The following is a 25,465-nucleotide window of genomic DNA, read 5'->3' as shown; positions in this document are numbered from 1 at the left end:
GGGAGGGTGCAATCGAATCGGGTCGCCAGTCGGCGCCTTGGAGCGCCAACCAGCCGACGTCGCATTGTAGCCGCGCCCTAGAGTTATCCACATGCCTTTTCCCCATGCGGTTTACCCGGATGCTGGTTTACACTCAGACCAGCGTGCCCAAGCTTGGCGTCCTCGCGCACCTGCGCAGTCGCTGCACTTGGCAAAACAGCCAAACTTTGAGATAATTCAAGGTTTGGTCGCAAAAGCGATCAAACTCCAAGCCCGAACCAGGCCCAAACCAAGCCCTTTAGCACCATGAAACGCACCTACCAACCCTCCAAAGTCCGCCGCGCCCGCACCCACGGCTTCTTGGTTCGCATGAAGACCCGCGGTGGCCGCGCCGTCATCAATGCCCGGCGCGCCAAGGGCCGCAAGCGCTTGGGCCTTTGATCCAACCAAGCAGGCTGCCAAACTGAAGTGACGGCCATGGCTAGCGAGCGCGCAACGGCTGCCGCCTCGGTGCTTGCGCCGCCCCAGCACATGCGCGAACGCAGCCAGTTCGACGCCCTGCTGCGGCGCGCACCGCTGCGCAAAAGCGCGCATTTTGCGCTGCACGGGGGAGCGCCCGATGCCACCTTGGGCGAGCTGTTTCCCGGGCCAGGCCACTGGGTCGGCATCGTGCTGCCCAAGCGCTGGGCGCGCCGCGCCGTCACGCGCAACCTGCTGCGGCGCCAAATCTACTCGGTGGCACACGCCTTGGCCCCCAGCCAGCCCCCTTTGGCGCTGGTGGTGCGCCTGCGCTCAGCCTTTGCGCCCGGGCAGTTTCCCAGCGCCGCTTCGGTCGCGCTGCGCCGTTGCGTCCGCGCCGAGCTGCAGCAACTGCTCCAAGGCCTGCACCGTGCGTAACTGGCCACAGGGCTTGCTCATCGGTTTGGTGCGCGGCTACCAGCTGCTGCTCAGCCCTTGGCTGGGCCCCAATTGCCGCTTCGAGCCCTCTTGTTCCGGCTACAGCCTGCAAGCCCTGCGCCAGCACGGCGCACTCGGCGGCGGCTACCTGACGCTGCGCCGGCTGGCGCGCTGTCACCCGTGGTGCGAGGGCGGCTGCGACCCGGTGCCCGAACAATGGGCGCGTCCCTTTTCCTCCCTCCTGAGCACCCCCCGCTCGCGCAAGAAGCCCTCATGACCGACATTCGCCGCTCCATCCTCTGGGTGATCCTGGTGTTCTCGCTGATCCTGCTGTGGGATCAGTGGCAAATATACAACGGCCGCGAGGCGACCTTCTTCCCCACCGGCGCCCCACCGGCGGCCGAAACCGCCCCCGCCACTCCCCCTGCGGCGGCGCTGCCGGCTGCCACCGCACTGCCTGGCGTGGCCGCACTGCCTGGGGCTGCCGCACTGCCCAGCGCCACCGTGCTGCCCGGCGCACCCAATGCCTTGGTGCCGCCCGCGCCTCCGGTGCAAGCGGCGCGCGAAACCTTCACCGTGCGCACCGACGTGATGGAGCTGGTGTTCGACTCCCAAGGCGGCTCGCTGATCGGCAGCACCAAACTCGATCACTACACCGAGATCGGGCGCGATCTGCGCCACAGCCAGACCCCGCTGCAACTGCTCAAGCAAGACGGCGAGCGCACCTATGTGGCGCAAACTGGCCTGATCGGCGGCGACTTCCCCAACCACACCACCCCGATGCGCTTGGTCAGCAGCGAGCGCGCCTTGGCCGAGGGCCAAAACGAGCTGACGCTGCGCTTTGAGTCCGAGCCGGTCAACGGCGTGGTGCTGGCCAAGATTTACACCTTGCAGCGCGGCAGCTTTGTGCTGGCGGTGCGCCACGAGGTGCGCAACCAAGGCGCGGCGCCGATCACACCGCAGGTCTATCTGCAACTGGTGCGCGACGGGATGTTGGTGGGCAACGAAACGCCCTTTTACGCCACCTTCACCGGCCCAGCGGTGTTTAGTGAGGCCGGCCACTTCCAGAAGATCGAGTTTGCCGAAATCGCTGCCAATGAGGCCGTATTCCAGCGCGTCGCCAACGACGGCTACGTGGCCATGGTGCAGCACTACTTTGCCAGCGCCTGGCTGCTGGCCCAAGGTGTGGAGCGGGAAAACTTCGTGCGCATGGTCGGGCCGCTGTACTCGGTCGGGGCCATCACGGCGCTGGGCAGCATTGCACCCGGTGAAACGCGCACCCTAGACAGCCGCCTGTTCGTCGGGCCGCAGTACGAAACCATGCTGAGGCAGATCGCCCCCGGCCTGGACCTGCTCAAAGACTACGGCTGGCTGACCGTGTTGGCCAAGCCCATGTACTGGCTGCTGTACCAGATCCACGCGCTGGTGGGCAACTGGGGCTGGGCGATCGTGCTGCTGGTGGTGCTGATCCGCGCCGCCTTCTACTGGCTCAACGCCAAGGCCTACCGCTCCATGGCCAAGATGAAGGCGATCAACCCACGCATGATGGAAATGCGCGAACGCCTCAAAGACAACCCGCAACTGATGCAGCAAGAGATGATGAAGCTGTACCGGGAGGAAAAGGTGAACCCGCTCGGCGGCTGCCTGCCGATTCTGATCCAGATCCCGGTCTTCATCGCCCTGTACTGGGTGCTGCTGGCCAGCGTCGAGATGCGCAACGCGCCTTGGGTGCTGTGGATTTCCGATCTTTCTACGCCCGACCCCTTCTTCATCCTGCCGCTGCTGATGATGGTCACCACCGTGATCCAGACCGCCCTCAACCCGCTGCCGCCGGACCCGCTGCAGGCCAAGCTGATGTGGATCCTGCCCTTCGTCTTCAGCATCATGTTCTTCTTCTTCCCGGCTGGGTTGGTGCTGTACTGGCTCGTCAACAACGTGCTGACGATCGCGCAGCAGGCCTACATCAACAACAAGATGGGTGTGCCGCTCAAGTTCACCATCCCCAACTTCAAGAGCTGAAGCGGTGGCGGATGGCGGGCGGGCACGGCGGCAGGCATGAGGCGCGAGCCCATCGTGGCCATCGCCACAGCGCCCGGGCGCGGCGCGGTGGGCATCGTGCGCGTCTCGGGGCCGGGGCTGGAGCCGCTGGTGCGCGCCCTGTGCGGCCGCACCCTGCCGGCACGGCAGGCCTGCTACGGCCCTTTTCTGGAGCACGACGGCAGCGCCATCGACCACGGGCTGGCGCTGTTTTTCCCGGCCCCGCATTCCTACAGCGGCGAAGACGTGCTGGAGCTGCAAGCGCACGGCGGCCCGGTGCTGCTGCAGCTGCTGCTGGCGCGCTGCCTCGGGGCCGCTGCCGAGCCCGACCCGGCCAGCGGCCAGCCGCGCCTGGCGGGCCTGCGGCTGGCGCGGCCGGGTGAGTTCACCGAGCGCGCCTATTTGAACGGCAAGCTCGACTTGGCACAGGCCGAGGCGGTGGCCGACCTGATCGACGCCGCCACCGAAAGCGCGGCGCGCGGTGCCGCGCGCTCCTTGTCGGGGGCCTTTTCACAGGCGCTGCAGGGGCTGCGCGAACGCCTGATCGGGCTGCGCACGCTGGTCGAAGCCACACTCGACTTCCCCGAAGAAGAAATCGACTTTTTGCAGCAGGCCGACGCGCTGGGCCAGTTGCAGCGCCTGCGCCTGCAACTGGCCGAGGTGCAGCGCCAGACGCGACTGGGGGCGCTGCTGCGCGAAGGCATTCGGGTGGTGATCGCGGGCCAGCCCAATGTGGGCAAAAGCTCGCTGCTCAACGCCCTGGCCGGGGCCGAACTGGCCATCGTCACGGCCGTGGCCGGCACCACGCGCGACGTGCTGCAGCAAAGCATCCAGATCGAAGGCGTGCCGCTGCACGTGATCGATACCGCCGGCTTGCGCGCCAGCGAGGACGAAGTCGAGCGCATCGGCATCGCGCGCGCCTGGGCGCAAATTGCCAGCGCCGACGTGCTGCTGTGGCTGCGCGATCCGACCCGCTGCGGCCAGCCCGACTACGACCAAGCCGACGCCGCGCTGGCCACCGAGCTGCAGGCGCGCTGCGCCACCGGGGTGCCGCTGCTGCCAGTCTGGACCAAGGCCGACCTGCTCGGCGCCGTGGCCACGCTGGCCTTGGCTAGCGTGCCTGAAAGCTGCGGCCCATCCGCCAGCGCAACGCGCGCAGCGCCGACCCTGCACCTGTCGGCCCAAACCGGGGCCGGGCTGGACGCGCTGCGCCAGCGCCTGCTCGAATGCGCCGGCGGCCAATGCGGCGCCGAGGGCCTGTACAGCGCCCGCGCGCGCCACGTGCAGGCGCTGCTGCGGGTCGGCCTGCACCTCGAAACGGCCGAACAACACCTGCAGATGAGCGTCCCCATGCTAGATTTATTGGCCGAGGAATTGCGGCTGGCGCAAAACGCGCTCAATGAAATCACCGGCCTGTTCAGCGCCGACGACCTGCTGGGCCAAATCTTTGGCTCCTTTTGCATCGGCAAGTGAGCCCAGACCCCTTCAACCCCGCCCACCATGCAACACGTTCCCCCACACCCCCCAGCACCCGGCACGCTCGACCACACCCGCATCGACGACCTGCGCATTGCTGCCGTGCGCCCCCTGCTCACGCCTGCGCTGCTGCAAGAGTGGCTGCCGCTGCCCGAGGCGGGTGCGGCCTTGGTCGAGCGCAGTCGCGCCGCGATCACGCGCCTGCTGCAAGGGCAAGACGACCGGCTGCTGGTGGTGGTGGGGCCGTGCTCGATCCACGATCACGACCAGGCGCTGGAATACGCCCGCCTGCTGCAGACCCAGGCCGCCGCGCTGGCGCCCGAGCTGCTGCTGGTGATGCGGGTGTATTTTGAAAAGCCGCGCACCACCGTGGGCTGGAAGGGCTACATCAACGACCCGCACCTCGACGGCAGCTTTGCCATCAACGAAGGGCTGGAGCGCGCGCGCCAGTTGCTGCTCGACATCCTGGCGCTGGGGCTGCCGGTGGGCACCGAGTTCCTAGACTTGCTCTCGCCCCAGTTCATCAGCGACCTCGTCACCTGGGGTGCCATCGGTGCCCGCACGACTGAGAGCCAAAGCCACCGCCAGCTCGCCAGCGGCCTGAGCTGCCCGGTGGGCTTCAAGAACGGCACCGACGGCGGCGTGCAGGTGGCGGTCGATGCGCTGCAAGCCGCCGCCGCCGCACACGCCTTCATGGGCATGACCAAAATGGGCCAGGCCGCGATTTTCGAGACCCGCGGCAACGCCGACTGCCACCTGATTTTGCGCGGTGGGCCACAACCCAATTACGCCGCCGCCGACGTGCAAGCCAGTTGCGCGCGGCTGCGCGCCGCCGGCCTGCGCCAACAGTTGATGATCGACTTTTCCCACGCCAACAGCCGCAAGCAGCCCCTGCGCCAGCTCGAGGTCGGGGCCGACGTGGCGGCGCAGATCGCTGCGGGTGAGCGCCGCATCCTCGGGGTGATGATCGAGAGCCACCTGCACGAAGGCCGCCAAGACCTGGTGGCTGGCCAGCCGCTGCGCCACGGCGTCTCGCTCACCGACGCCTGCCTCGGCTTCGAGCAAACCGTGCCGCTGCTGCAGCAACTCGCTGCCGCCGTGCGCCAGCGCCGACTAGCCCTTTAAGCGAGCGCTATCGCGCCGACTGCGTTGGCCTTGCGCCGGCTTGGGGCTGCGACTTTACTCGGCGGGCATATCCGAGCCCACTGGCGGCACCACGCGGCAGGCCAAGCCGGTCGCAAAACCGCGCGCCAGCAGAAACCGAATCTGGCGCGCGCGCTCGGCCGCATCGAGCGGGGGCTGGCCAAACTTTTTTTGCCACACCTGCTGCGCCCGCTCGGCCTCGCTGCCCGCCAGCGCCGCCGTGGCCTGCTCCACCTGCTCGGCCGCCACACCGCGCAAGCGCAGCTCGGCGCGGATGCGCGCCACCCCTTGGCGAGTGGCGCGGTTGCGGCTTAAAGCCTCGGCAAAGCGCGCATCGCTGAGCCAGCCTTGCGCTTGCAGCTCGTCCAGCAGCGTCTCCAGCGCACCCTGGGCCGCGTCGGCGGCATGGGGCTGCAACTTGCGCGCCAGCTCCAGCCGGCTGTGCTCACGCTGCGCCAGCGCCCGCAGCGCGCGCGCCTTCAAAGACAGCGACTGCAACGCCACCTAGCCTGCCCTACGCCACCAGACCCACGCCACACACCCGAGCACCGGCCATCAATCGGCCTCGAACGGCGGCACTTCGCCGGTCGGGCTGGTTGTGCGCTGCGGCACCGCCAGCGCGGTGCGGATCTTGCTCTCGATCTCACGCGCCAGCGCCGGGTTCTCGCGCAAAAACTCGCGCGAGTTTTCGCGCCCTTGGCCGATTTTTTCGCCCATGTAGGCGTACCAGGCGCCGGATTTGTCGACCACCTTGTGCAGCACCCCGAGGTCCACGATCTCGCCCAGGCGGCTGATGCCTTCGCCGTACAGGATGTCGAACTCGGCCGTTTTGAAGGGTGGTGCCACCTTGTTCTTCACCACCTTGACCTTGGTCTCGCTGCCGATCACCTCCTCGCCCTTCTTGATCGAGCCGGTGCGCCGGATGTCGAGCCGCACCGAGGCGTAAAACTTGAGCGCGTTGCCACCGGTGGTGGTTTCGGGGCTGCCAAACATGACGCCGATCTTCATCCGAATCTGGTTGATGAAAATTACCATGCAGTTGGTTTTCTTGATCGTGGCGGTGAGCTTGCGCAGCGCCTGGCTCATCAGCCGCGCCTGCAGGCCCGGCAGGCTGTCGCCCATATCGCCCTCGATCTCGGCCTTGGGCGTGAGCGCGGCCACCGAATCGACCACGATCAAATCGACCGCGCCCGAGCGCACCAGCGAATCCACGATCTCCAGCGCCTGCTCGCCGGTGTCGGGCTGGCTGATCAGCAGCTCCTGCAAGTTGATGCCCAGTTTTTGCGCATACTGCGCATCGAGCGCGTGCTCGGCGTCGATGAAGGCGCAGGTGCCGCCGATTTTTTGCATCTCGGCAATCACTTGCAGCGTCAGCGTGGTCTTGCCCGAAGACTCCGGGCCGTAGATCTCGATCACCCGCCCACGCGGTAGCCCGCCCACCCCAAGCGCCACATCCAGCCCGAGCGAGCCGGTCGAGACCACTTGAATGTCAGCAATCACCTCGCCCTCGCCCAAGCGCATGATGGTGCCCTTGCCGAACTGCTTGTCGATTTGCGCCAGCGCCGCTTGCAGGGCCTTGGCTTTTTCGTTGTCTGTTGCCTTGGCGGTCGAACTCATGGACAAAACTCCTTAAAAAAGCGTGGGCGCGCACGGCCACGGAAATGGTTATTGGGCCAATTTAACCACGCCGCAGCGGCTGGCCGGCGTGAGCCAAGCAATTATCTTGCTGCACCCATCTTGCCGTCCTTGGGCGCCGCGGCCTAAAATCCGTATCAGACTTGGGCTGTGCTGCACAGCCGCTTTTTTCACCGTTCCAACCCGGCCCGAGAACCCACCCATGCGCATCCTCATCGCCGAAGACGACCAGGTACTGGCCGATGGATTGTTGCGCACCCTGCGCGGCACAGGCGCCGCCGTGGACCATGTGACCAGTGGCAGCGAAGCCGATGCCGCCCTCATGACCAACACCGAGTTCGATTTGTTGATACTCGATTTGGGGCTGCCGCGCCTGCACGGGCTGGAAGTGCTCAAGCGCCTGCGCGGGCGCGGCTCGGCGCTGCCCGTGCTCATCCTCACCGCCGCCGACAGCGTGGAGGAGCGCGTGCGCGGCCTCGACCTCGGCGCCGACGACTACATGGCCAAACCCTTTGCCCTGCAAGAGCTGGAAGCGCGGGTGCGCGCCCTCGTGCGCCGGGGCAACGGGGCCGCCAGCAGTCTGATCCGGCATGGGCCGCTGACCTACGACCAGGCCGGCCGCGTCGCCAGCATCGACGGCAAGATGGTCGAGCTTTCGGCGCGTGAACTCGGGCTGCTCGAGGTGCTGCTGCAACGCGCCGGCCGCCTCGTCAGCAAAGACCAGTTGGTCGATCGCCTGTGCGAGTGGGGCGAGGAGGTGAGCAACAACGCCATCGAGGTCTACATCCACCGGCTGCGCAAGAAGATCGAAAAAGGCCCGATACGCATTGCCACCGTGCGCGGGCTGGGGTACTGCCTTGAAAAAATCCCCGGCTGAGCTTGCGCCGCCGGCCCCGGTGGGCACCCCGGCAGAGGCCGGCTCCAGCACCCCCTTTGGCCTGTTCCCGCGTGAACAGCGCAGCCTGTTTGGTGAAATCCTGGACTGGATGCTCACCCCGCTGCTGTTGCTGTGGCCGCTCTCCTTGGCCCTGACGTGGTTTGTGGCCCAAGGCATTGCCAGCAAACCCTACGACCGGGCACTGGAGTTCAATTTGCAGGCCCTGTCGCAGCTAGTCAGCGTCAACGACGCGGTGGTCCGCTTCGAACTCAACGCCCAGACCCGCGACCTGCTGCGCGCCGACGACACCGACCGCATCTACTACCAGGTGCTGGACGCCGAAGGCCACCTGATCAGCGGCGAGCCCGGTTTTCCGCTGCCCGATTTTGAGCGGGCGGCGGCCCGGGCTGCGCCGAGCGGAACCATCCACTTGCGCGACGACGTGTTACGCGGCGAACCGGTGCGCGTCGCCTACACATGGGTGCTGCGTGGAAACGAATCACCGCAGCGGGTGCTGCTGCAGATTGCCGAAACGCGCGCCAAACGCGCCATGCTCTCGACCGAAATCATCAAAGGCGTGATGGTGCCGCAATTCATCATTCTGCCGCTGGCGGTGTTGCTGGTGTGGCTGGCATTGGTGCGCGGCATCCGCCCGCTCAACGATCTGGAGCAGCGCATCCGGGCCCGCCGCCCCGACGATCTCAGCCCCCTTGACGACGAGCAAGTGCCGCAAGAAGTGGCCCCGCTGGTGTCATCGATCAACGACCTGCTGCTGCGGCTCAAGGCCTCGGTCAGCGACCAAAAGCGTTTTCTGGCCGATGCCGCGCATCAGCTCAAAACCCCCTTGGCGGGCCTGCGCATGCAGGCCGAAATGGCGCAGCAAGCGCGTCACAACGGCGAAGGCGACATCCAGCGTTCGCTGCAGCAAATCGCCAAATCCAGCATGCGCGCCACCCACACCGTGAATCAGTTGCTGGCCTTGGCGCGCGCCGAAACCAGTGGCCGCAGCTTGGCCAAAGTCCCGTTTGACTTGGCCAACGCCGTCACCGAGGTGATCGAGGACGCCGTACCCCGCGCCTTGGATCAATCGATCGACTTGGGCTATGAAGGCCCGGCCCAAATGCCCGCCGGTTGCCTGCTGCAAGGCAATCCGACCCTGTTGCGCGAACTGGCGCGCAACCTGATCGACAACGCCATCCGCTACACCCCGGCTGGTGGCGTGGTGACGGTGCGGGTGTTGGTGGATCGCTACAGCGGCGTGCAACTGTTGCAGGTCGAAGACGACGGGCCCGGCGTCCCGCAGGCCGAGCGTGCGCTGGTGCTCGAGCCCTTTTACCGCGCCCTCGGCACCAATGTCGACGGCTCCGGCCTTGGCCTTGCCATCGTGCAAGAAATCGCCACCCAACACGGTGCCACGCTGCAGCTCGAAGACAGCTTCCCCTCCCGGACACCACGCCGTGGGCTGCGCGTCACAGTGCGCTTTGGTCTGCCCTAGGCAGGCTGCGCTTTTTCCCGCACATTGCAGCTCGATGGGCGGGTTCATGGCTACGTAGTACTGCGCATGCCAAACCCTTGCGTCTGAGCTACCATGTATCGTTCTTATTTTTCGGAGACAAGTTCATGAAAAAACTGCTGACCTTTGCCTTGGCCGCCACCGCCATGGTGGGCGCCATGGCGCAAGATTTCCCTTCCCGCCCCATTACCATCGTGGTGCCCTTTGCCGCCGGCGGCCCAACCGACACTGTGGCACGCCAACTGGCCGAGGCCATGCGCCCGCACCTGGGCAACGCCAGCATCGTGGTAGAAAACGCCGCCGGGGCCGGTGGCACCATCGGGGCGGGTCGGGTGGCGCGCGCGGCACCCGACGGCCACACCTTGCTGGTCTGGCACATCGGCATGGCCAGCACCGCCAGCCTTTACCGGCGCCTGCCCTTCAATGCGCTGCAAGACTTCGAATACTTGGGCATCATCAACGACGTGCCCATGACGCTGGTCGGCAAACCGCAACTGCCGGCCAACACCTACCGCGACTTCGAAAACCACATCCGCGCCAATGCTGGGCGCCTCAATCTCGCCCACGCCGGCTTGGGTTCGGCCTCGCACATATGCGGCCTGATGTGGCAGCACGCCATGGGTCTGCAGCAAGCCATGACCACCATCCCCTTTGGCGGCACCGCCCCCGCCATGACCGCGCTCATGGGCGGCCAAGTCGATGTGATGTGCGACCAATCCACCAACACCGTGAGCCAGATCGAGGCCGGGCGCATCAAGGCCTTTGCCGTCACCACGGCGCAGCGCCTCAATGATCACCCCACCCTGCGCCACTACCCGACGCTGCAGGAAATGGGCTTGCGCAACTTCAACCTCACCATCTGGCACGGGCTGTACGCGCCGCGCGGCACGCCACCCGCCGTGACCCAGCGCCTCAACGCCGCCATGCGCGCCGCCATGCGCGACCCGGTGTTCATTCAGCGCCAAAATGCGCTCGGCGCCTTGGTCGCCACCGACAACCGCATCACCCCCGAAGGGCACCGCGCTTTTGTGACCAACCAGATCAACCAATTGCGCGTCGTGATCGAGGCCGCAGGGCAGTTTGCCGACTAAGCGCCGCTCTGGGCGGTGCGCACGCCTGTGTGCCGCTCGAACCCAACAAGGGCTCTAGGGCTCTCATGCCCCTGCACAAGTCTCCGCGACCTGCAGGGGTTTGTTTTTGAGAAACCCTTCAGACGCCCCACACCACGTCGGTGCGTTCGTTCATGCAGTGTTTGAGCATGTCGATAAATGGCGTCACCCGGGTGCGCAAGCTCACGCGCTCGGGATCGGGCACGTACTCGCCTTTTTCAATCGCCTCTTTCTTTTTGCGCTCGAATTCGGCTTCTTCGTGCGCCACAGCAGCCTGCAGGGCCTCGATCGCAGCCGGCATGTGTTCAGCCAACAGGATGCCGGGGCCGGACTGTTCCTTGCCCAGAATCTGCAACAGCTGCTTGGCGTTGTGTTCGAGCATCAGCACGTCGCCGGTGGATCGGGATTTGAATCGAAAGGCCATCATTTGCTCCTGAGATCGTGTGAGTACAGAGCCCATATTTTGGCACCCTACGCAGCTCCTGATGTGACAAACCCAGCGATTTCTTGATGACGATCAGGAACCCGTCATGGGAGCCTCACGCTGGTCTAAATTTCGCGCTGCGAATCGTCATCAGTTGGTTTTTCCAGGTTCGCAGCCACATCGCCTCCTGCTCCCCGGCACCTTGGGCGGCAAACTGCGGCTGCCCTGCATACACCGCACCCACCAGCACCCCGGTCTGCTTGATCGGCAGCAGCATCATCGATTTGGGTGCGCTCAGGCGCGCAAACCACGTCGGCAAGCGTGCGCGCACGCTGGCTTGACCTGCGTGCTCGATCCAGGTGTCGCGTGGCTGGGCGCAGAGCAGGGCAAACAAGTCCTCTTGGCCATCGAGCGCAATCCGAAACGACTGCGTCAGTGCTTGCGCATCCGGCCCCAGACCCTGCACACCCCGGAGGCAATCCCCGGCGTCGGTGCGCCAGCTCAGCACCAGCGTCTGGCAGCCGATGGCGGTGTAAAAAGCCTCCAACAAGGCCTGCTGCGCCTTGCTGGAGGCATCCGCCCCACCCGCAAACCAGATCTCATTGGCACGCTCCAAGCCCTGCGCCAACTCCATCCAGAGTGGCTGGGTTTGGCCCTTGAGCACCGCAGCAGGGGCCGATGCGGGTTTGGCCGATGCCAGTGCGGGTGCCTGGGCAAGCCCAAGGCCTTGGGCCGCAAGCGCCGGGCTGGCTTGAATCGGGTTTTCTGGCTCCTTGGCAGCCATCAAATGCTGCACGGCCGCGGGTCGGGTCAGCCCTATGGCGGCACCGATGGTGTGCAGTTCCTGGCAGGCCTGTAAAACCCCCTCCTGCATTTGCTCGATCGGTTTGTGCAGCACGCGGGCATAAGGGCGGCAGACCTGCTCCGCGTGGGCGTGGCTGTGCTCGGGCAAGACGTCATCGCTTAAAAGCAGCTGCGCAGCTTGGTTGGCCATCGTTGCCAACCAGCGCATGGATTGCACCGGATCATGCGGCAAGTGAGTGGGCAGCGGATCGGTTTGGGGCTGCATGATGCGCAAAATGGTGTCGGGAAAATGCCAACTGCGCGCCACCGCCAGCGTCAACTGCTCCAACTCGGCCCCAAGAATTTGGCGCTCGAATTTCAACGCGTGTTTAGGGTCCTGCGCCACCAAGGCTTGCAACTGAGCCGCCTCGTCGGGGAAAAAACAGGCCAGCAGCATCGGCCCCAAGCCCTGAAATAGCGCACCCAAGAACACCTCTTCGGCCTGCTGGGCCTCACCGCTCCAAGCACTGGCCAAGGAGGCTGAAAACAGCGCCTTCTGGTAGGCCTCACGCAAAAGATGCTGCTGCCCTTTGTGGCTCAAATGCTCCAACAAAACCAAGCTGAGCGAGAGGTTGCGCACGGTCGAAAAGCCCAGCATGGCGACCGCGCGCGAGATCGTTGCCACCCCATTGCCATTGCGCGCAAACTGCACCGAGTTGGCCAAACGCAGCAGCTTTTTCGTCAGCGCCACGTCTTTGAGGATTTCATCGATTAGGCTTTGCACTTTTTCACGCTCGTTCCCCGTCAGGCTCTGAATGCGCATCACCTGCCCGGACAGCGCCGGGAATTCCTCGCTCGCGGCCAGCGCCTGCATGCGCTCGCTCAGTGTCTGCGGTGGCAGGCGGTGTTGCTCCGATGGCGTGGCGGCTTCTGCGCACAGCGCAGGCGCATCCGCAGGGTTCGTCATAATTATGCCCGCTTAGGCCGCCTCGTCGGCGCGTATCACCGTCTCTTCGAGCCGCGCCGCAATCTGGCCCAAGGCCACGCTGGCAGGTGCGCCCGGTGAGTGCAGCAGCAGCAGTTGCCGGCGCATCACGGCGTCCTTGACCGCTTGATCGACCGGAATGTCGCCCACGTGGTGCAAGCGCACCGTGGGCGTGCTCTTGGCCCCACTGGTCGCACCCGGTACGGTGCCCACAAAGCGGTTTAGCACCGCTTGCAACTGCGCCGTGATGGCCTTGCCATCGCCCGAGCGCGTTGACTGATTGACCAGCAGCCGGATGCGCTGGCGCCGCTGCTGTGTGCTCAGCACCTTGATGGTGGCATAGGCGTCGGTGAGCGAAGTCGGCTCCGGCGTGGCCACCAGCAGCACCTCGGAGGCCAGCGAGAGGGCAAACAGCACCACATCGGATATGCCCGCACCGGTGTCGAGCAGCACCACGTCGTAGCGCGGCACCACGTCTTCCATCAAACGCAAAAAATCGTCGCGCACCTCGGGCGTGAGGCGCGAATACTCCACCAGCCCCGAGCCCGCCAACAGCACCGAAAAACCACCCGGCGCCTTGATGATGGCATCTTCGAGCTCGCACTTGCCGGTGAACACATCGTGCAAGGTCAGTTTGGGGTAGAGGTTGAGCACCACATCCAGATTGGCCAAGCCCAAATCGGCGTCGAGCACCAGCACCTTGAGCCCGCGGCGCGTCAAGGCGGCAGCTAGATTGGCGGAAACAAAGGTCTTGCCCACGCCACCCTTGCCGCTGGTGACCGCGATCACCTTGCCCTTGACTGGGTGCAGCAGCACCGCCGGTGCCACAGCGCCGGGGGCTTGAGGGGTAGTTGGAGTGGCCGTCATGACTGTATTCCTGATTCCTTAAGCGCTCTGGCCATGGTCTGCCACCTGTTCATCGGTTGCGGACCAGCCAAACAGCAGCCCTTTTTCTTCGGCGCTCACATCGGCGCTTGCATACGGCTCCAAGCGCACGCAATTTCGGCCTTCCTGCTTGGCGCGATAAAGTTGTTGGTCGGCGCGCGCCAACCAATCGGATAGGTTGCCTTTGACCCAAGGCTGGGCGAAAGCTCCGCCCACGCTGATCGTCACGGTGATGGGGCCATGTTCGGGCAACTCAATCGGCGCCGACTCGATGGCCACCCGTGTTCGCTGCGCAATCGCAGTGGCAAAAGAGGGCGGGCATTGCGGGCACAACACGGCAAACTCCTCGCCCCCGATGCGTGCCACGTTGTCCATCGGGCGCACCGCCTCGCGCAGGCGCTTGGTGACCACCCGCAGCACGTGGTCGCCAGCTGGGTGCCCATAACGGTCGTTGACGCGCTTGAAGTGATCGATGTCTAAGGCCAGCAACAAGGCGTGTTCTCCGCCCCTTGTCACCCGATCCAGCTCCTGCTCCAGCACACTCAGAAACGCGCGCCGATTCATGAGCCCGGTCAAAGAGTCGGTCGAAGACAGGTCGCACAAGGCATCCAGCACGGCCTGCAGATAGCGCGCATCCCCAACCTCTGACGGCGGCGCCAAGGCTACCCCCGCTTGGCGCAGCAGGGCATCGACCTTATCGAATCGCAATGCACCCATTTCCATGCGGCCATCATACCCGCAACCACCCCGGCCGGGGTGGCTGGTAGCGCACGGCCGCGGCAATGGCCGCGATGTGATCGGCCGTGGTGCCACAGCAGCCGCCCACGATATTGACCAGCCCCTCGGCGGCAAATTCATGCAGCAGGCGCGCCGTCACCTCCGGCGTTTCGTCAAAGCCGGTTTCGCTCATCGGATTGGGCAAGCCCGCATTGGGGTAGCAGCAGATGAAGGTCTCGGGGGCCAAACGCGCCAGTTCTTGAATATAGGGCTTCATCAGGGCCGCCCCCAAGGCGCAGTTGAGCCCGATCGCCAGCGGCTGCACGTGGCGCACGCTGGCCCAAAACGCACCCACCGTCTGGCCGCTGAGCAAACGGCCCGAGGCGTCTGTCACGGTGCCGCTGATGATGATCGGCAGACACTCCCCCGTCTGCTCGAAACACGATTCGATGGCAAACAACGCCGCCTTCGCGTTGAGGGTATCGAAAATGGTCTCGACCAGCAGCAAATCGGACCCACCCTCGAGCAGCGCCAGCACCTGCTCGCTGTAGGCGTGCACCAGTTCGTCGAAGGTGACGTTGCGCGCCCCAGGGTCGTTGACATCGGGGCTGATGCTCGCGGTTTTGGGCGTAGGCCCCAGCGCGCCTGCGACAAAACGCGGCTGCTGCGCACTGCTGTAACGATCGCACGCGGCACGTGCCAGTTGCGCCGAAACCAGGTTCATTTCACGCGCCCAGTCAGCCATGCCGTAATCGTCTTGGGCCACCGAAGTGGCGCCAAAGGTATTGGTTTCGATGATATCGGCACCGGCTGCCAGATAACCTGCGTGGATTTGGCTGATCACATCGGAGCGCGTCAGGCTCAACAATTCGTTGTTTCCCTTGAGCTCCGAGGGCAAGGCGGCCACGCGGGCACTCAGGTCAGCGTCCAGCGCTGCGCCGGCACCCCGGTACTGTGCCTCGCTCAAGCGAAAGCGCTGAATCATGGTGCCCATGGCCCCGTCCAGAATCAGGATGCGCTGACGCAGCAAGTCGGGCAATTGGGCAGCGCGGGTGTAGCGTGGCATGGTGTGGCAAGACATAAAAGAAAACCCCGAATCGGGCGCAAGCCTAATTCGGGGTTCCATCATAACAGCCTGACGATGACCTACTTTCACACGGGAATCCGCACTATCATTGGCGCGCAGTCGTTTCACGGTCCTGTTCGGGATGGGAAGGGGTGGGACCGACTGGCTATGGTCGTCAGGCATAACTGGTTGCTGGGCTGCTGTTTGAGTGGGCAGCGCAGCGGGATTCATAGAGTCGAACAGATTTTGACTGCTAGCAGGTGTCGCGGTTGAGCGAGTTTTGCTTGGCGAATTCTTGGTGATTTGAGAGTTGTGCTGCGGATGATTACGGCAGACATTCCTTATACAAGGCTTGTTGCATTCAAAATTATAGGGTCAAGCCGCACGGGCAATTAGTACAGGTTAGCTCAACGCATTGCTGCGCTTACACACCCTGCCTATCAACGTCGTAGTCTTCGACGACCCTTCAGGGGGCTCAAGGCCCCGGCAGATCTCATCTTGGAACGAGTTTCCCGCTTAGATGCTTTCAGCGGTTATCTCTTCCGCACATAGCTACCCGGCGATGCCACTGGCGTGACAACCGGTACACCAGAGGTGCGTCCACTCCGGTCCTCTCGTACTAGGAGCAGGCTTCCTCAAATCTGCAGCGCCCACGGAAGATAGGGACCAAACTGTCTCACGACGTTTTAAACCCAGCTCACGTACCTCTTTAAATGGCGAACAGCCATACCCTTGGGACCGGCTACAGCCCCAGGATGAGATGAGCCGACATCGAGGTGCCAAACACCGCCGTCGATATGAACTCTTGGGCGGTATCAGCCTGTTATCCCCAGAGTACCTTTTATCCGTTGAGCGATGGCCCTTCCATACAGAACCACCGGATCACTATGTCCTGCTTTCGCATCTGCTCGACTTGTCAGTCTCGCAGTTAAGCACGCTTATGCCATTGCACTATTAGCACGATGTCCGACCGTGCCTAGCGTACCTTCGAACTCCTCCGTTACGCTTTGGGAGGAGACCGCCCCAGTCAAACTGCCTACCATGCACTGTCCCCAGTCCCGATTCAGGGACCAAGGTTAGAACCTCAAACGCACCAGGGTGGTATTTCAACGTTGGCTCCAGGCGAACTAGCATCCGCCCTTCAAAGCCTCCCACCTATCCTACACAGATCCGTTCAAAATCCAATACAAAGCTACAGTAAAGGTTCATGGGGTCTTTCCGTCTTTCCGCGGGGAGATTGCATCATCACAAACATTTCAACTTCGCTGAGTCTCGGGAGGAGACAGCGTGGCCATCGTTACGCCATTCGTGCAGGTCGGAACTTACCCGACAAGGAATTTCGCTACCTTAGGACCGTTATAGTTACGGCCGCCGTTTACCGGGACTTCGATCAAGAGCTTGCACCCCATCAATTAATCTTCCGGCACCGGGCAGGCGTCACACCCTATACGTCCACTTTCGTGTTTGCAGAGTGCTGTGTTTTTAGTAAACAGTCGCAGCCACCAATTTTTTGCAACCCCTTCGTGCTTCGATGTTCTCTACACACTACAAGGGCACACCTTCTTCCGAAGTTACGGTGTCAATTTGCCGAGTTCCTTCTCCCGAGTTCTCTCAAGCGCCTGAGAATACTCATCTCGCGCACCAGTGTCGGTTTGCGGTACGGTCAACTGCAAGCTGAAGCTTAGTGGCTTTTCCTGGGACCCCGTTTGGTTACTTCACGAACAAGTTCGCTCGATCGACAGCCTCGGTATATGACACGCGGATTTGCCTACGTATCGCCTACATCTGTCTAAACCGGGACTTCCAACACCCGGATAACCTATTAAGATCCGTCCCCACATCGCACTTGCAGTCGGTACAGGAATATTGACCTGTTTCCCATCAGCTACGCATCTCTGCCTCGCCTTAGGGGCCGACTCACCCTACGCCGATGAACGTTGCGTAGGAAACCTTGCGCTTACGGCGAGCGGGCTTTTCACCCGCTTTAACGCTACTCATGTCAGCATTCGCACTTCTGATACCTCCAGCAGGCTTCACAACCCACCTTCAACGGCTTACAGAACGCTCTCCTACCACGCACAGTAAACTGTGCATCCGCAGCTTCGGTAACTGGCTTGAGCCCCGTTACATCTTCCGCGCAGGACGACTCGATCAGTGAGCTATTACGCTTTCTTTAAATGATGGCTGCTTCTAAGCCAACATCCTGACTGTTATAGCCTTCCCACTTCGTTTCCCACTTAGCCAATTTTAGGGACCTTAGCTGGCGGTCTGGGTTGTTTCCCTCTTGAGTCCGGACGTTAGCACCCGGTGCTCTGTCTCCCAAGCTGTACTCGTCGGTATTCGGAGTTTGCATAGGTTTGGTAAGTCGCCATGACCCCCTAGCCTAAACAGTGCTCTACCCCCGACGGTAATACTTGAGGCACTACCTAAATAGTTTTCGGAGAGAACCAGCTATTTCCAAGTTTGTTTAGCCTTTCACCCCTATCCACAGCTCATCCCCTGGTTTTGCAACACCAGTGGGTTCGGACCTCCAGTACCTGTTACGGCACCTTCATCCTGGCCATGGATAGATCACTTGGTTTCGGGTCTACACCCAGCGACTAACACTGAAAGTCGCCTTCCAGTTACGCCCTATTCGGACTCGGTTTCCCTACGCCTTCCCTATTCGGTTAAGCTTGCCACTGAATGTAAGTCGCTGACCCATTATACAAAAGGTACGCAGTCACCCCTTTCAGGGCTCCTACTTTTTGTAAGCATGTGGTTTCAGGATCTATTTCACTCCCCTCCCGGGGTTCTTTTCGCCTTTCCCTCACGGTACTTGTTCACTATCGGTCGATGATGAGTATTTAGCCTTGGAGGATGGTCCCCCCATATTCAGACAGGGTTTCTCGTGCCCCGCCCTACTTGTCGCTAGCTTAGTACCACACGTCTCTTTTCACATACGGGGCTTTCACCCACTATGGCCAGCCTTTCCAGACTGTTCTGTTAAGTGTCGTGCTATCACTAGCAGGCTTCTCCGATTTCGCTCGCCACTACTCTCGGAATCTCGGTTGATGTCTTTTCCTCGAGCTACTTAGATGTTTCAGTTCACTCGGTTCGCTTCGCTGTCCTATGTATTCAGACAGCGATACCCTTGCGGGTGGGTTCCCCCATTCGGAAATCTCCGGATCAAAGCTAATTTGCCAGCTCCCCGAAGCTTATCGCAGGCTATCACGTCCTTCGTCGCCTATCATCGCCAAGGCATCCACCACATGCTCTTATTCACTTGACCCTATAACTTTGAACTCTGTCACACCTCACTTAAACCACCGAAGCAGCCTAGATGACGCATGAACAAATTCAAGTCTCTTGATCAAGGAATGTCTGTCAGGTCTTACACCTGACGCGTTATGCCGTATTCAATTCGCTTGAAACTCTCATTTCAAAGTTGAATTCGCTTTGACGCAATCAAAATCTTTGCTGACGTGTTTGAGTGTCTTGCGACACTTCACGTCAACATTTTTGATTCGACTCTATGAATTTTTAAAGAACAGCCGTTGCCGCAGTTTGCACTGGCGGCGTTTTGTCGATGAAACATCAACATCCAAATGCTCGCCCGTGGCAAACGCTTGGATGTTGGGTCCAATTTGCTGCGCTTGTGTGCGCAGAGGTTGTTTGGTGGAGGATGACGGGATCGAACCGACGACCCCCTGCTTGCAAAGCAGGTGCTCTCCCAGCTGAGCTAATCCCCCTCTGAGGGCGTGATGCTGCGTTGAGGCGACGCTTGCATAGCGCTGCTATGCGGCGCGCTGTCACGCCTTGCCTGACGCCCTCATCTGCCTCGTTGCTAACTGCCTGCTGCACGCCACATGGGCGTTTGCAACAGACACTGCTTAAACTTGGTGGGTCTGGTTGGGCTCGAACCAACGACCCCCGCCTTATCAAGACGGTGCTCTAACCAGCTGAGCTACAGACCCCAAGTCGGCCAACTGGATTGCTCCTGCAGGCTCTCTTTTGACAGCCCGCAGCGCTGGCGACTAACTCAAACAACCGATAAGTGTGGGCGCCTAAATGGGATTGCGCTTGGATTTTCCAGAAAGGAGGTGATCCAGCCGCACCTTCCGATACGGCTACCTTGTTACGACTTCACCCCAGTCACGAACCCCGCCGTGGTAATCGCCCTCCTTGCGGTTAGGCTAACTACTTCTGGCGAGACCCGCTCCCATGGTGTGACGGGCGGTGTGTACAAGACCCGGGAACGTATTCACCGTGACATGCTGATCCACGATTACTAGCGATTCCGACTTCACGCAGTCGAGTTGCAGACTGCGATCCGGACTACGACCGGCTTTATGGGATTGGCTCCCCCTCGCGGGTTGGCTACCCTTTGTACCGGCCATTGTATGACGTGTGTAGCCCCACCTATAAGGGCCATGAGGACTTGACGTCATCCCCACCTTCCTCCGGCTTGTCACCGGCAGTCCCATTAGAGTGCCCTTTCGTAGCAACTAATGGCAAGGGTTGCGCTCGTTGCGGGACTTAACCCAACATCTCACGACACGAGCTGACGACAGCCATGCAGCACCTGTGTGCAGGTTCTCTTTCGAGCACAGCCCCATCTCTGGAGCCTTCCTGCCATGTCAAAGGTGGGTAAGGTTTTTCGCGTTGCATCGAATTAAACCACATCATCCACCGCTTGTGCGGGTCCCCGTCAATTCCTTTGAGTTTCAACCTTGCGGCCGTACTCCCCAGGCGGTCAACTTCACGCGTTAGCTTCGTTACTGATCCAGCTAAGGACCAACAACCAGTTGACATCGTTTAGGGCGTGGACTACCAGGGTATCTAATCCTGTTTGCTCCCCACGCTTTCGTGCATGAGCGTCAGTGCAGGCCCAGGGGATTGCCTTCGCCATCGGTGTTCCTCCGCATATCTACGCATTTCACTGCTACACGCGGAATTCCATCCCCCTCTGCCGCACTCTAGCTTTGCAGTCACAAGCGCCATTCCCAGGTTGAGCCCGGGGATTTCACGCCTGTCTTACAAAACCGCCTGCGCACGCTTTACGCCCAGTAATTCCGATTAACGCTCGCACCCTACGTATTACCGCGGCTGCTGGCACGTAGTTAGCCGGTGCTTATTCTTACGGTACCGTCATTAGCCTAGGGTATTAACCCAGACCGTTTCGCTCCGTACAAAAGCAGTTTACAACCCGAAGGCCTTCGTCCTGCACGCGGCATTGCTGGATCAGGCTTGCGCCCATTGTCCAAAATTCCCCACTGCTGCCTCCCGTAGGAGTCTGGGCCGTGTCTCAGTCCCAGTGTGGCTGGTCGTCCTCTCAGACCAGCTACAGATCGTCGCCTTGGTAGGCTTTTACCCTACCAACTAGCTAATCTGACATCGGCCGCTCCAATCGCACAAGGCCCAGTATTGCTACCAAGTCCCCTGCTTTCATCCACAGATCACATGCGGTATTAGCACAGCTTTCGCTGCGTTATCCCCCACGACTGGGCACGTTCCGATGCATTACTCACCCGTTCGCCACTCTCAAGGGTTGCCCCTCTACCGTTCGACTTGCATGTGTAAGGCATGCCGCCAGCGTTCAATCTGAGCCAGGATCAAACTCTATAGTTCGATCTTGATTTACTCAATTCAACGGAATTGAAGTGTTTCCACTCCAAACTGTCTCATGAGCGTTTTTTGTCGTTCCGAAGAACTTGTTCCGAAGAACTTGTTCCGAAGAACTTGTTCCGAAGAACTGTCCTCGCGTAACCACATCCAAACGCCCACGCTTATCGGCTGTAACTTGTTAACGATCAACAGCAAACTCAAAATAACGTCAGCGCCTCAGCACCAACCTCTCTCTCATCTACCTCAGACTCGCTGCGATCAGCGAAGCCTTGAATTATGACACAGTTTAAGGTGTCTTGTCAAACTTCTTGAAGTTTTTTCCAAGAAGTTTGAGAAGACCTGCCCTAGGCAGGCCCTTGGCAACCCCTTGCGGAGCAAGCCAAGGCTTCTCGGTTTATCTTGATCAAGCAGCCGGGCTGCAAGACAAGTAAACCACATAACAGCCTGACGATGACCTACTTTCACACGGGAATCCGCACTATCATTGGCGCGCAGTCGTTTCACGGTCCTGTTCGGGATGGGAAGGGGTGGGACCGACTGGCTATGGTCGTCAGGCATAACTGGTTGCTGGGCTGCTGTTTGAGTGGGCAGCGCAGCGGGATTCATAGAGTCGAACAGATTTTGACTGCTAGCAGGTGTCGCGGTTGAGCGAGTTTTGCTTGGCGAATTCTTGGTGATTTGAGAGTTGTGCTGCGGATGATTACGGCAGACATTCCTTATACAAGGCTTGTTGCATTCAAAATTATAGGGTCAAGCCGCACGGGCAATTAGTACAGGTTAGCTCAACGCATTGCTGCGCTTACACACCCTGCCTATCAACGTCGTAGTCTTCGACGACCCTTCAGGGGGCTCAAGGCCCCGGCAGATCTCATCTTGGAACGAGTTTCCCGCTTAGATGCTTTCAGCGGTTATCTCTTCCGCACATAGCTACCCGGCGATGCCACTGGCGTGACAACCGGTACACCAGAGGTGCGTCCACTCCGGTCCTCTCGTACTAGGAGCAGGCTTCCTCAAATCTGCAGCGCCCACGGAAGATAGGGACCAAACTGTCTCACGACGTTTTAAACCCAGCTCACGTACCTCTTTAAATGGCGAACAGCCATACCCTTGGGACCGGCTACAGCCCCAGGATGAGATGAGCCGACATCGAGGTGCCAAACACCGCCGTCGATATGAACTCTTGGGCGGTATCAGCCTGTTATCCCCAGAGTACCTTTTATCCGTTGAGCGATGGCCCTTCCATACAGAACCACCGGATCACTATGTCCTGCTTTCGCATCTGCTCGACTTGTCAGTCTCGCAGTTAAGCACGCTTATGCCATTGCACTATTAGCACGATGTCCGACCGTGCCTAGCGTACCTTCGAACTCCTCCGTTACGCTTTGGGAGGAGACCGCCCCAGTCAAACTGCCTACCATGCACTGTCCCCAGTCCCGATTCAGGGACCAAGGTTAGAACCTCAAACGCACCAGGGTGGTATTTCAACGTTGGCTCCAGGCGAACTAGCATCCGCCCTTCAAAGCCTCCCACCTATCCTACACAGATCCGTTCAAAATCCAATACAAAGCTACAGTAAAGGTTCATGGGGTCTTTCCGTCTTTCCGCGGGGAGATTGCATCATCACAAACATTTCAACTTCGCTGAGTCTCGGGAGGAGACAGCGTGGCCATCGTTACGCCATTCGTGCAGGTCGGAACTTACCCGACAAGGAATTTCGCTACCTTAGGACCGTTATAGTTACGGCCGCCGTTTACCGGGACTTCGATCAAGAGCTTGCACCCCATCAATTAATCTTCCGGCACCGGGCAGGCGTCACACCCTATACGTCCACTTTCGTGTTTGCAGAGTGCTGTGTTTTTAGTAAACAGTCGCAGCCACCAATTTTTTGCAACCCCTTCGTGCTTCGATGTTCTCTACACACTACAAGGGCACACCTTCTTCCGAAGTTACGGTGTCAATTTGCCGAGTTCCTTCTCCCGAGTTCTCTCAAGCGCCTGAGAATACTCATCTCGCGCACCAGTGTCGGTTTGCGGTACGGTCAACTGCAAGCTGAAGCTTAGTGGCTTTTCCTGGGACCCCGTTTGGTTACTTCACGAACAAGTTCGCTCGATCGACAGCCTCGGTATATGACACGCGGATTTGCCTACGTATCGCCTACATCTGTCTAAACCGGGACTTCCAACACCCGGATAACCTATTAAGATCCGTCCCCACATCGCACTTGCAGTCGGTACAGGAATATTGACCTGTTTCCCATCAGCTACGCATCTCTGCCTCGCCTTAGGGGCCGACTCACCCTACGCCGATGAACGTTGCGTAGGAAACCTTGCGCTTACGGCGAGCGGGCTTTTCACCCGCTTTAACGCTACTCATGTCAGCATTCGCACTTCTGATACCTCCAGCAGGCTTCACAACCCACCTTCAACGGCTTACAGAACGCTCTCCTACCACGCACAGTAAACTGTGCATCCGCAGCTTCGGTAACTGGCTTGAGCCCCGTTACATCTTCCGCGCAGGACGACTCGATCAGTGAGCTATTACGCTTTCTTTAAATGATGGCTGCTTCTAAGCCAACATCCTGACTGTTATAGCCTTCCCACTTCGTTTCCCACTTAGCCAATTTTAGGGACCTTAGCTGGCGGTCTGGGTTGTTTCCCTCTTGAGTCCGGACGTTAGCACCCGGTGCTCTGTCTCCCAAGCTGTACTCGTCGGTATTCGGAGTTTGCATAGGTTTGGTAAGTCGCCATGACCCCCTAGCCTAAACAGTGCTCTACCCCCGACGGTAATACTTGAGGCACTACCTAAATAGTTTTCGGAGAGAACCAGCTATTTCCAAGTTTGTTTAGCCTTTCACCCCTATCCACAGCTCATCCCCTGGTTTTGCAACACCAGTGGGTTCGGACCTCCAGTACCTGTTACGGCACCTTCATCCTGGCCATGGATAGATCACTTGGTTTCGGGTCTACACCCAGCGACTAACACTGAAAGTCGCCTTCCAGTTACGCCCTATTCGGACTCGGTTTCCCTACGCCTTCCCTATTCGGTTAAGCTTGCCACTGAATGTAAGTCGCTGACCCATTATACAAAAGGTACGCAGTCACCCCTTTCAGGGCTCCTACTTTTTGTAAGCATGTGGTTTCAGGATCTATTTCACTCCCCTCCCGGGGTTCTTTTCGCCTTTCCCTCACGGTACTTGTTCACTATCGGTCGATGATGAGTATTTAGCCTTGGAGGATGGTCCCCCCATATTCAGACAGGGTTTCTCGTGCCCCGCCCTACTTGTCGCTAGCTTAGTACCACACGTCTCTTTTCACATACGGGGCTTTCACCCACTATGGCCAGCCTTTCCAGACTGTTCTGTTAAGTGTCGTGCTATCACTAGCAGGCTTCTCCGATTTCGCTCGCCACTACTCTCGGAATCTCGGTTGATGTCTTTTCCTCGAGCTACTTAGATGTTTCAGTTCACTCGGTTCGCTTCGCTGTCCTATGTATTCAGACAGCGATACCCTTGCGGGTGGGTTCCCCCATTCGGAAATCTCCGGATCAAAGCTAATTTGCCAGCTCCCCGAAGCTTATCGCAGGCTATCACGTCCTTCGTCGCCTATCATCGCCAAGGCATCCACCACATGCTCTTATTCACTTGACCCTATAACTTTGAACTCTGTCACACCTCACTTAAACCACCGAAGCAGCCTAGATGACGCATGAACAAATTCAAGTCTCTTGATCAAGGAATGTCTGTCAGGTCTTACACCTGACGCGTTATGCCGTATTCAATTCGCTTGAAACTCTCATTTCAAAGTTGAATTCGCTTTGACGCAATCAAAATCTTTGCTGACGTGTTTGAGTGTCTTGCGACACTTCACGTCAACATTTTTGATTCGACTCTATGAATTTTTAAAGAACAGCCGTTGCCGCAGTTTGCACTGGCGGCGTTTTGTCGATGAAACATCAACATCCAAATGCTCGCCCGTGGCAAACGCTTGGATGTTGGGTCCAATTTGCTGCGCTTGTGTGCGCAGAGGTTGTTTGGTGGAGGATGACGGGATCGAACCGACGACCCCCTGCTTGCAAAGCAGGTGCTCTCCCAGCTGAGCTAATCCCCCTCTGAGGGCGTAATGCTGCGTTGCCGCAGCGTTTGCATAGCGCTGCTATGCGGCGCGCTGTCACGCCTTGCCTGACGACCTCATCTGCCTCGTTGCCTATTGCACTCCTCAAGGAGGTTTGCAGCAGTCAATACGTAAACTTGGTGGGTCTGGTTGGGCTCGAACCAACGACCCCCGCCTTATCAAGACGGTGCTCTAACCAGCTGAGCTACAGACCCCAAGTCGG

16 protein-coding genes, 4 tRNA genes and 5 rRNA genes are annotated in these 25,465 nt (G+C 60.3%); 9 read left to right on the top strand and 16 right to left on the bottom strand.

Annotated elements, in window-relative coordinates; translation table 11 throughout:
- Window positions 1-285 precede the first annotated feature (285 nt).
- From rpmH to SRAA_RS11930, 6 genes are read left to right on the top strand one after another with little or no spacing between them, the layout of a single operon-like run.
- Window positions 286-420 carry a 50S ribosomal protein L34 gene (rpmH, locus tag SRAA_RS11955; protein WP_029463016.1) on the top strand — a complete coding sequence of 45 codons (135 nt, stop codon included), beginning with the start codon at window positions 286-288 and terminating at the stop codon, window positions 418-420.
- 36 nt (window positions 421-456) lie between these two features.
- Entirely contained in the window at window positions 457-876 is a 420-nt protein-coding gene (locus SRAA_RS12550; RefSeq protein ID WP_045533859.1) for a ribonuclease P protein component, read from the top strand.
- A complete protein-coding gene (yidD, locus tag SRAA_RS12545) occupies window positions 869-1,153 on the top strand; it encodes a membrane protein insertion efficiency factor YidD (protein ID WP_045532953.1) in 285 nt (94 codons plus the stop codon). Before SRAA_RS12550 ends, yidD begins: the two co-directional genes overlap by 8 nt.
- On the top strand, window positions 1,150-2,895 hold the full coding sequence (yidC, locus tag SRAA_RS11940) for a membrane protein insertase YidC (protein WP_045532952.1): 1,746 nt from the start codon (window positions 1,150-1,152) through the stop codon (window positions 2,893-2,895). The genes yidD and yidC overlap by 4 nt, the downstream gene beginning before the upstream one ends.
- A gap of 36 nt (window positions 2,896-2,931) precedes the next feature.
- Window positions 2,932-4,386, top strand: coding sequence for a tRNA uridine-5-carboxymethylaminomethyl(34) synthesis GTPase MnmE (gene mnmE / locus SRAA_RS11935; protein ID WP_045532951.1), 1,455 nt, complete (start codon window positions 2,932-2,934; stop codon window positions 4,384-4,386).
- A 27-nt stretch (window positions 4,387-4,413) separates the two neighbouring features.
- Complete coding sequence (locus SRAA_RS11930) at window positions 4,414-5,514, top strand: 3-deoxy-7-phosphoheptulonate synthase (protein WP_045532950.1); 1,101 nt, start codon at window positions 4,414-4,416, stop codon at window positions 5,512-5,514.
- Between the two features lie 54 nt (window positions 5,515-5,568).
- On the opposite strand, the gene recX is transcribed toward SRAA_RS11930, so the two are convergent.
- Both recX and recA read right to left on the bottom strand, forming a co-directional pair.
- The gene (recX, locus tag SRAA_RS11925; protein ID WP_231849294.1) at window positions 5,569-6,015 is read right to left on the bottom strand and encodes a recombination regulator RecX; all 447 of its coding nucleotides are present in this window, start codon (window positions 6,013-6,015) and stop codon (window positions 5,569-5,571) included.
- Between the two features lie 72 nt (window positions 6,016-6,087).
- Window positions 6,088-7,149 (bottom strand): recombinase RecA, encoded by a 1,062-nt coding sequence (gene recA, locus SRAA_RS11920; protein WP_045532947.1) that lies wholly within the window; start codon window positions 7,147-7,149, stop codon window positions 6,088-6,090.
- Window positions 7,150-7,369: 220 nt separating this feature from the next.
- On the opposite strand from recA, the gene SRAA_RS11915 reads away from it, so the two are divergent.
- The 3 genes from SRAA_RS11915 (at window position 7,370) to SRAA_RS11905 (ending at window position 10,648) form a co-directional block, all read left to right on the top strand.
- Window positions 7,370-8,044: a response regulator gene (locus SRAA_RS11915; protein WP_045532945.1), complete on the top strand. Its 675-nt coding sequence runs from the start codon at window positions 7,370-7,372 to the stop codon at window positions 8,042-8,044.
- 109 nt (window positions 8,045-8,153) lie between these two features.
- Window positions 8,154-9,539 carry a sensor histidine kinase gene (locus tag SRAA_RS11910; protein WP_045533857.1) on the top strand — a complete coding sequence of 462 codons (1,386 nt, stop codon included), beginning with the start codon at window positions 8,154-8,156 and terminating at the stop codon, window positions 9,537-9,539.
- A 125-nt stretch (window positions 9,540-9,664) separates the two neighbouring features.
- Window positions 9,665-10,648, top strand: a complete 984-nt coding sequence (locus tag SRAA_RS11905; protein ID WP_045532943.1) for a tripartite tricarboxylate transporter substrate-binding protein — start codon at window positions 9,665-9,667, stop codon at window positions 10,646-10,648.
- Between the two features lie 118 nt (window positions 10,649-10,766).
- On the opposite strand, the gene SRAA_RS11900 is transcribed toward SRAA_RS11905, so the two are convergent.
- The 14 genes from SRAA_RS11900 to SRAA_RS11835 all read right to left on the bottom strand — a co-directional run bounded on the left by SRAA_RS11900 (window position 10,767) and on the right by SRAA_RS11835 (window position 25,457).
- Window positions 10,767-11,090: a DUF1840 domain-containing protein gene (locus SRAA_RS11900; protein ID WP_045533855.1), complete on the bottom strand. Its 324-nt coding sequence runs from the start codon at window positions 11,088-11,090 to the stop codon at window positions 10,767-10,769.
- Between the two features lie 115 nt (window positions 11,091-11,205).
- Window positions 11,206-12,840 (bottom strand): HDOD domain-containing protein, encoded by a 1,635-nt coding sequence (locus SRAA_RS11895; RefSeq protein WP_045532942.1) that lies wholly within the window; start codon window positions 12,838-12,840, stop codon window positions 11,206-11,208.
- Window positions 12,841-12,852: 12 nt separating this feature from the next.
- Window positions 12,853-13,725, bottom strand: coding sequence for a MinD/ParA family protein (locus SRAA_RS11890; RefSeq protein WP_045532940.1), 873 nt, complete (start codon window positions 13,723-13,725; stop codon window positions 12,853-12,855).
- Between the two features lie 18 nt (window positions 13,726-13,743).
- Window positions 13,744-14,460: a GGDEF domain-containing protein gene (locus SRAA_RS11885; protein ID WP_144318760.1), complete on the bottom strand. Its 717-nt coding sequence runs from the start codon at window positions 14,458-14,460 to the stop codon at window positions 13,744-13,746.
- A 13-nt stretch (window positions 14,461-14,473) separates the two neighbouring features.
- The gene (locus tag SRAA_RS11880) at window positions 14,474-15,526 is read right to left on the bottom strand and encodes a homocysteine S-methyltransferase family protein (protein WP_231849292.1); all 1,053 of its coding nucleotides are present in this window, start codon (window positions 15,524-15,526) and stop codon (window positions 14,474-14,476) included.
- Window positions 15,527-15,593: 67 nt separating this feature from the next.
- Window positions 15,594-15,706, bottom strand: a 5S ribosomal RNA gene (gene rrf / locus SRAA_RS11875).
- Between the two features lie 191 nt (window positions 15,707-15,897).
- A 23S ribosomal RNA gene (locus SRAA_RS11870) occupies window positions 15,898-18,797 on the bottom strand.
- A 384-nt stretch (window positions 18,798-19,181) separates the two neighbouring features.
- Window positions 19,182-19,257, bottom strand: a tRNA-Ala gene (locus SRAA_RS11865).
- Window positions 19,258-19,405: 148 nt separating this feature from the next.
- Window positions 19,406-19,482: transfer RNA gene (locus SRAA_RS11860), tRNA-Ile, on the bottom strand.
- A 119-nt stretch (window positions 19,483-19,601) separates the two neighbouring features.
- Window positions 19,602-21,136: ribosomal RNA gene (locus tag SRAA_RS11855) — 16S ribosomal RNA — on the bottom strand.
- A gap of 439 nt (window positions 21,137-21,575) precedes the next feature.
- A 5S ribosomal RNA gene (gene rrf / locus SRAA_RS11850) occupies window positions 21,576-21,688 on the bottom strand.
- Window positions 21,689-21,879: 191 nt separating this feature from the next.
- Window positions 21,880-24,779: ribosomal RNA gene (locus SRAA_RS11845) — 23S ribosomal RNA — on the bottom strand.
- The 16S, 23S and 5S rRNA genes sit together here with 4 tRNA genes alongside, the layout of an rRNA operon.
- A gap of 384 nt (window positions 24,780-25,163) precedes the next feature.
- Window positions 25,164-25,239: transfer RNA gene (locus SRAA_RS11840), tRNA-Ala, on the bottom strand.
- A 141-nt stretch (window positions 25,240-25,380) separates the two neighbouring features.
- Window positions 25,381-25,457 (bottom strand) — tRNA-Ile (locus tag SRAA_RS11835).
- Window positions 25,458-25,465 lie beyond the last annotated feature (8 nt).

The sequence above is a fragment of the Serpentinimonas raichei genome, assembly GCF_000828895.1.
GTDB lineage: Bacteria > Pseudomonadota > Gammaproteobacteria > Burkholderiales > Burkholderiaceae_C > Serpentinimonas > Serpentinimonas raichei.
The sequence above is the reverse complement of the archived record's forward strand: the minus strand, read 5'-3'. Positions and strand labels throughout refer to the sequence as shown.

Excerpts from the sequence above, each read along its gene's own strand:
- SRAA_RS11900 (WP_045533855.1), bottom strand. The coding sequence starts at position 11,090 with ATGGCCTTTCGATTCAAATCCCGATCCACCGGCGACGTGCTGATGCTC.
- SRAA_RS11895 (WP_045532942.1), bottom strand. The coding sequence starts at position 12,840 with ATGACGAACCCTGCGGATGCGCCTGCGCTGTGCGCAGAAGCCGCCACG.
- mnmE (WP_045532951.1), top strand. The coding sequence starts at position 2,932 with ATGAGGCGCGAGCCCATCGTGGCCATCGCCACAGCGCCCGGGCGCGGC.
- rpmH (WP_029463016.1), top strand. The coding sequence starts at position 286 with ATGAAACGCACCTACCAACCCTCCAAAGTCCGCCGCGCCCGCACCCAC.
- SRAA_RS11910 (WP_045533857.1), top strand. The coding sequence starts at position 8,154 with ATGCTCACCCCGCTGCTGTTGCTGTGGCCGCTCTCCTTGGCCCTGACG.
- SRAA_RS12550 (WP_045533859.1), top strand. The coding sequence starts at position 457 with ATGGCTAGCGAGCGCGCAACGGCTGCCGCCTCGGTGCTTGCGCCGCCC.
- SRAA_RS11880 (WP_231849292.1), bottom strand. The coding sequence starts at position 15,526 with ATGCCACGCTACACCCGCGCTGCCCAATTGCCCGACTTGCTGCGTCAG.
- recA (WP_045532947.1), bottom strand. The coding sequence starts at position 7,149 with ATGAGTTCGACCGCCAAGGCAACAGACAACGAAAAAGCCAAGGCCCTG.
- SRAA_RS11905 (WP_045532943.1), top strand. The coding sequence starts at position 9,665 with ATGAAAAAACTGCTGACCTTTGCCTTGGCCGCCACCGCCATGGTGGGC.
- SRAA_RS11915 (WP_045532945.1), top strand. The coding sequence starts at position 7,370 with ATGCGCATCCTCATCGCCGAAGACGACCAGGTACTGGCCGATGGATTG.
- SRAA_RS11930 (WP_045532950.1), top strand. The coding sequence starts at position 4,414 with ATGCAACACGTTCCCCCACACCCCCCAGCACCCGGCACGCTCGACCAC.
- SRAA_RS11885 (WP_144318760.1), bottom strand. The coding sequence starts at position 14,460 with ATGGGTGCATTGCGATTCGATAAGGTCGATGCCCTGCTGCGCCAAGCG.
- yidC (WP_045532952.1), top strand. The coding sequence starts at position 1,150 with ATGACCGACATTCGCCGCTCCATCCTCTGGGTGATCCTGGTGTTCTCG.
- SRAA_RS11890 (WP_045532940.1), bottom strand. The coding sequence starts at position 13,725 with ATGACGGCCACTCCAACTACCCCTCAAGCCCCCGGCGCTGTGGCACCG.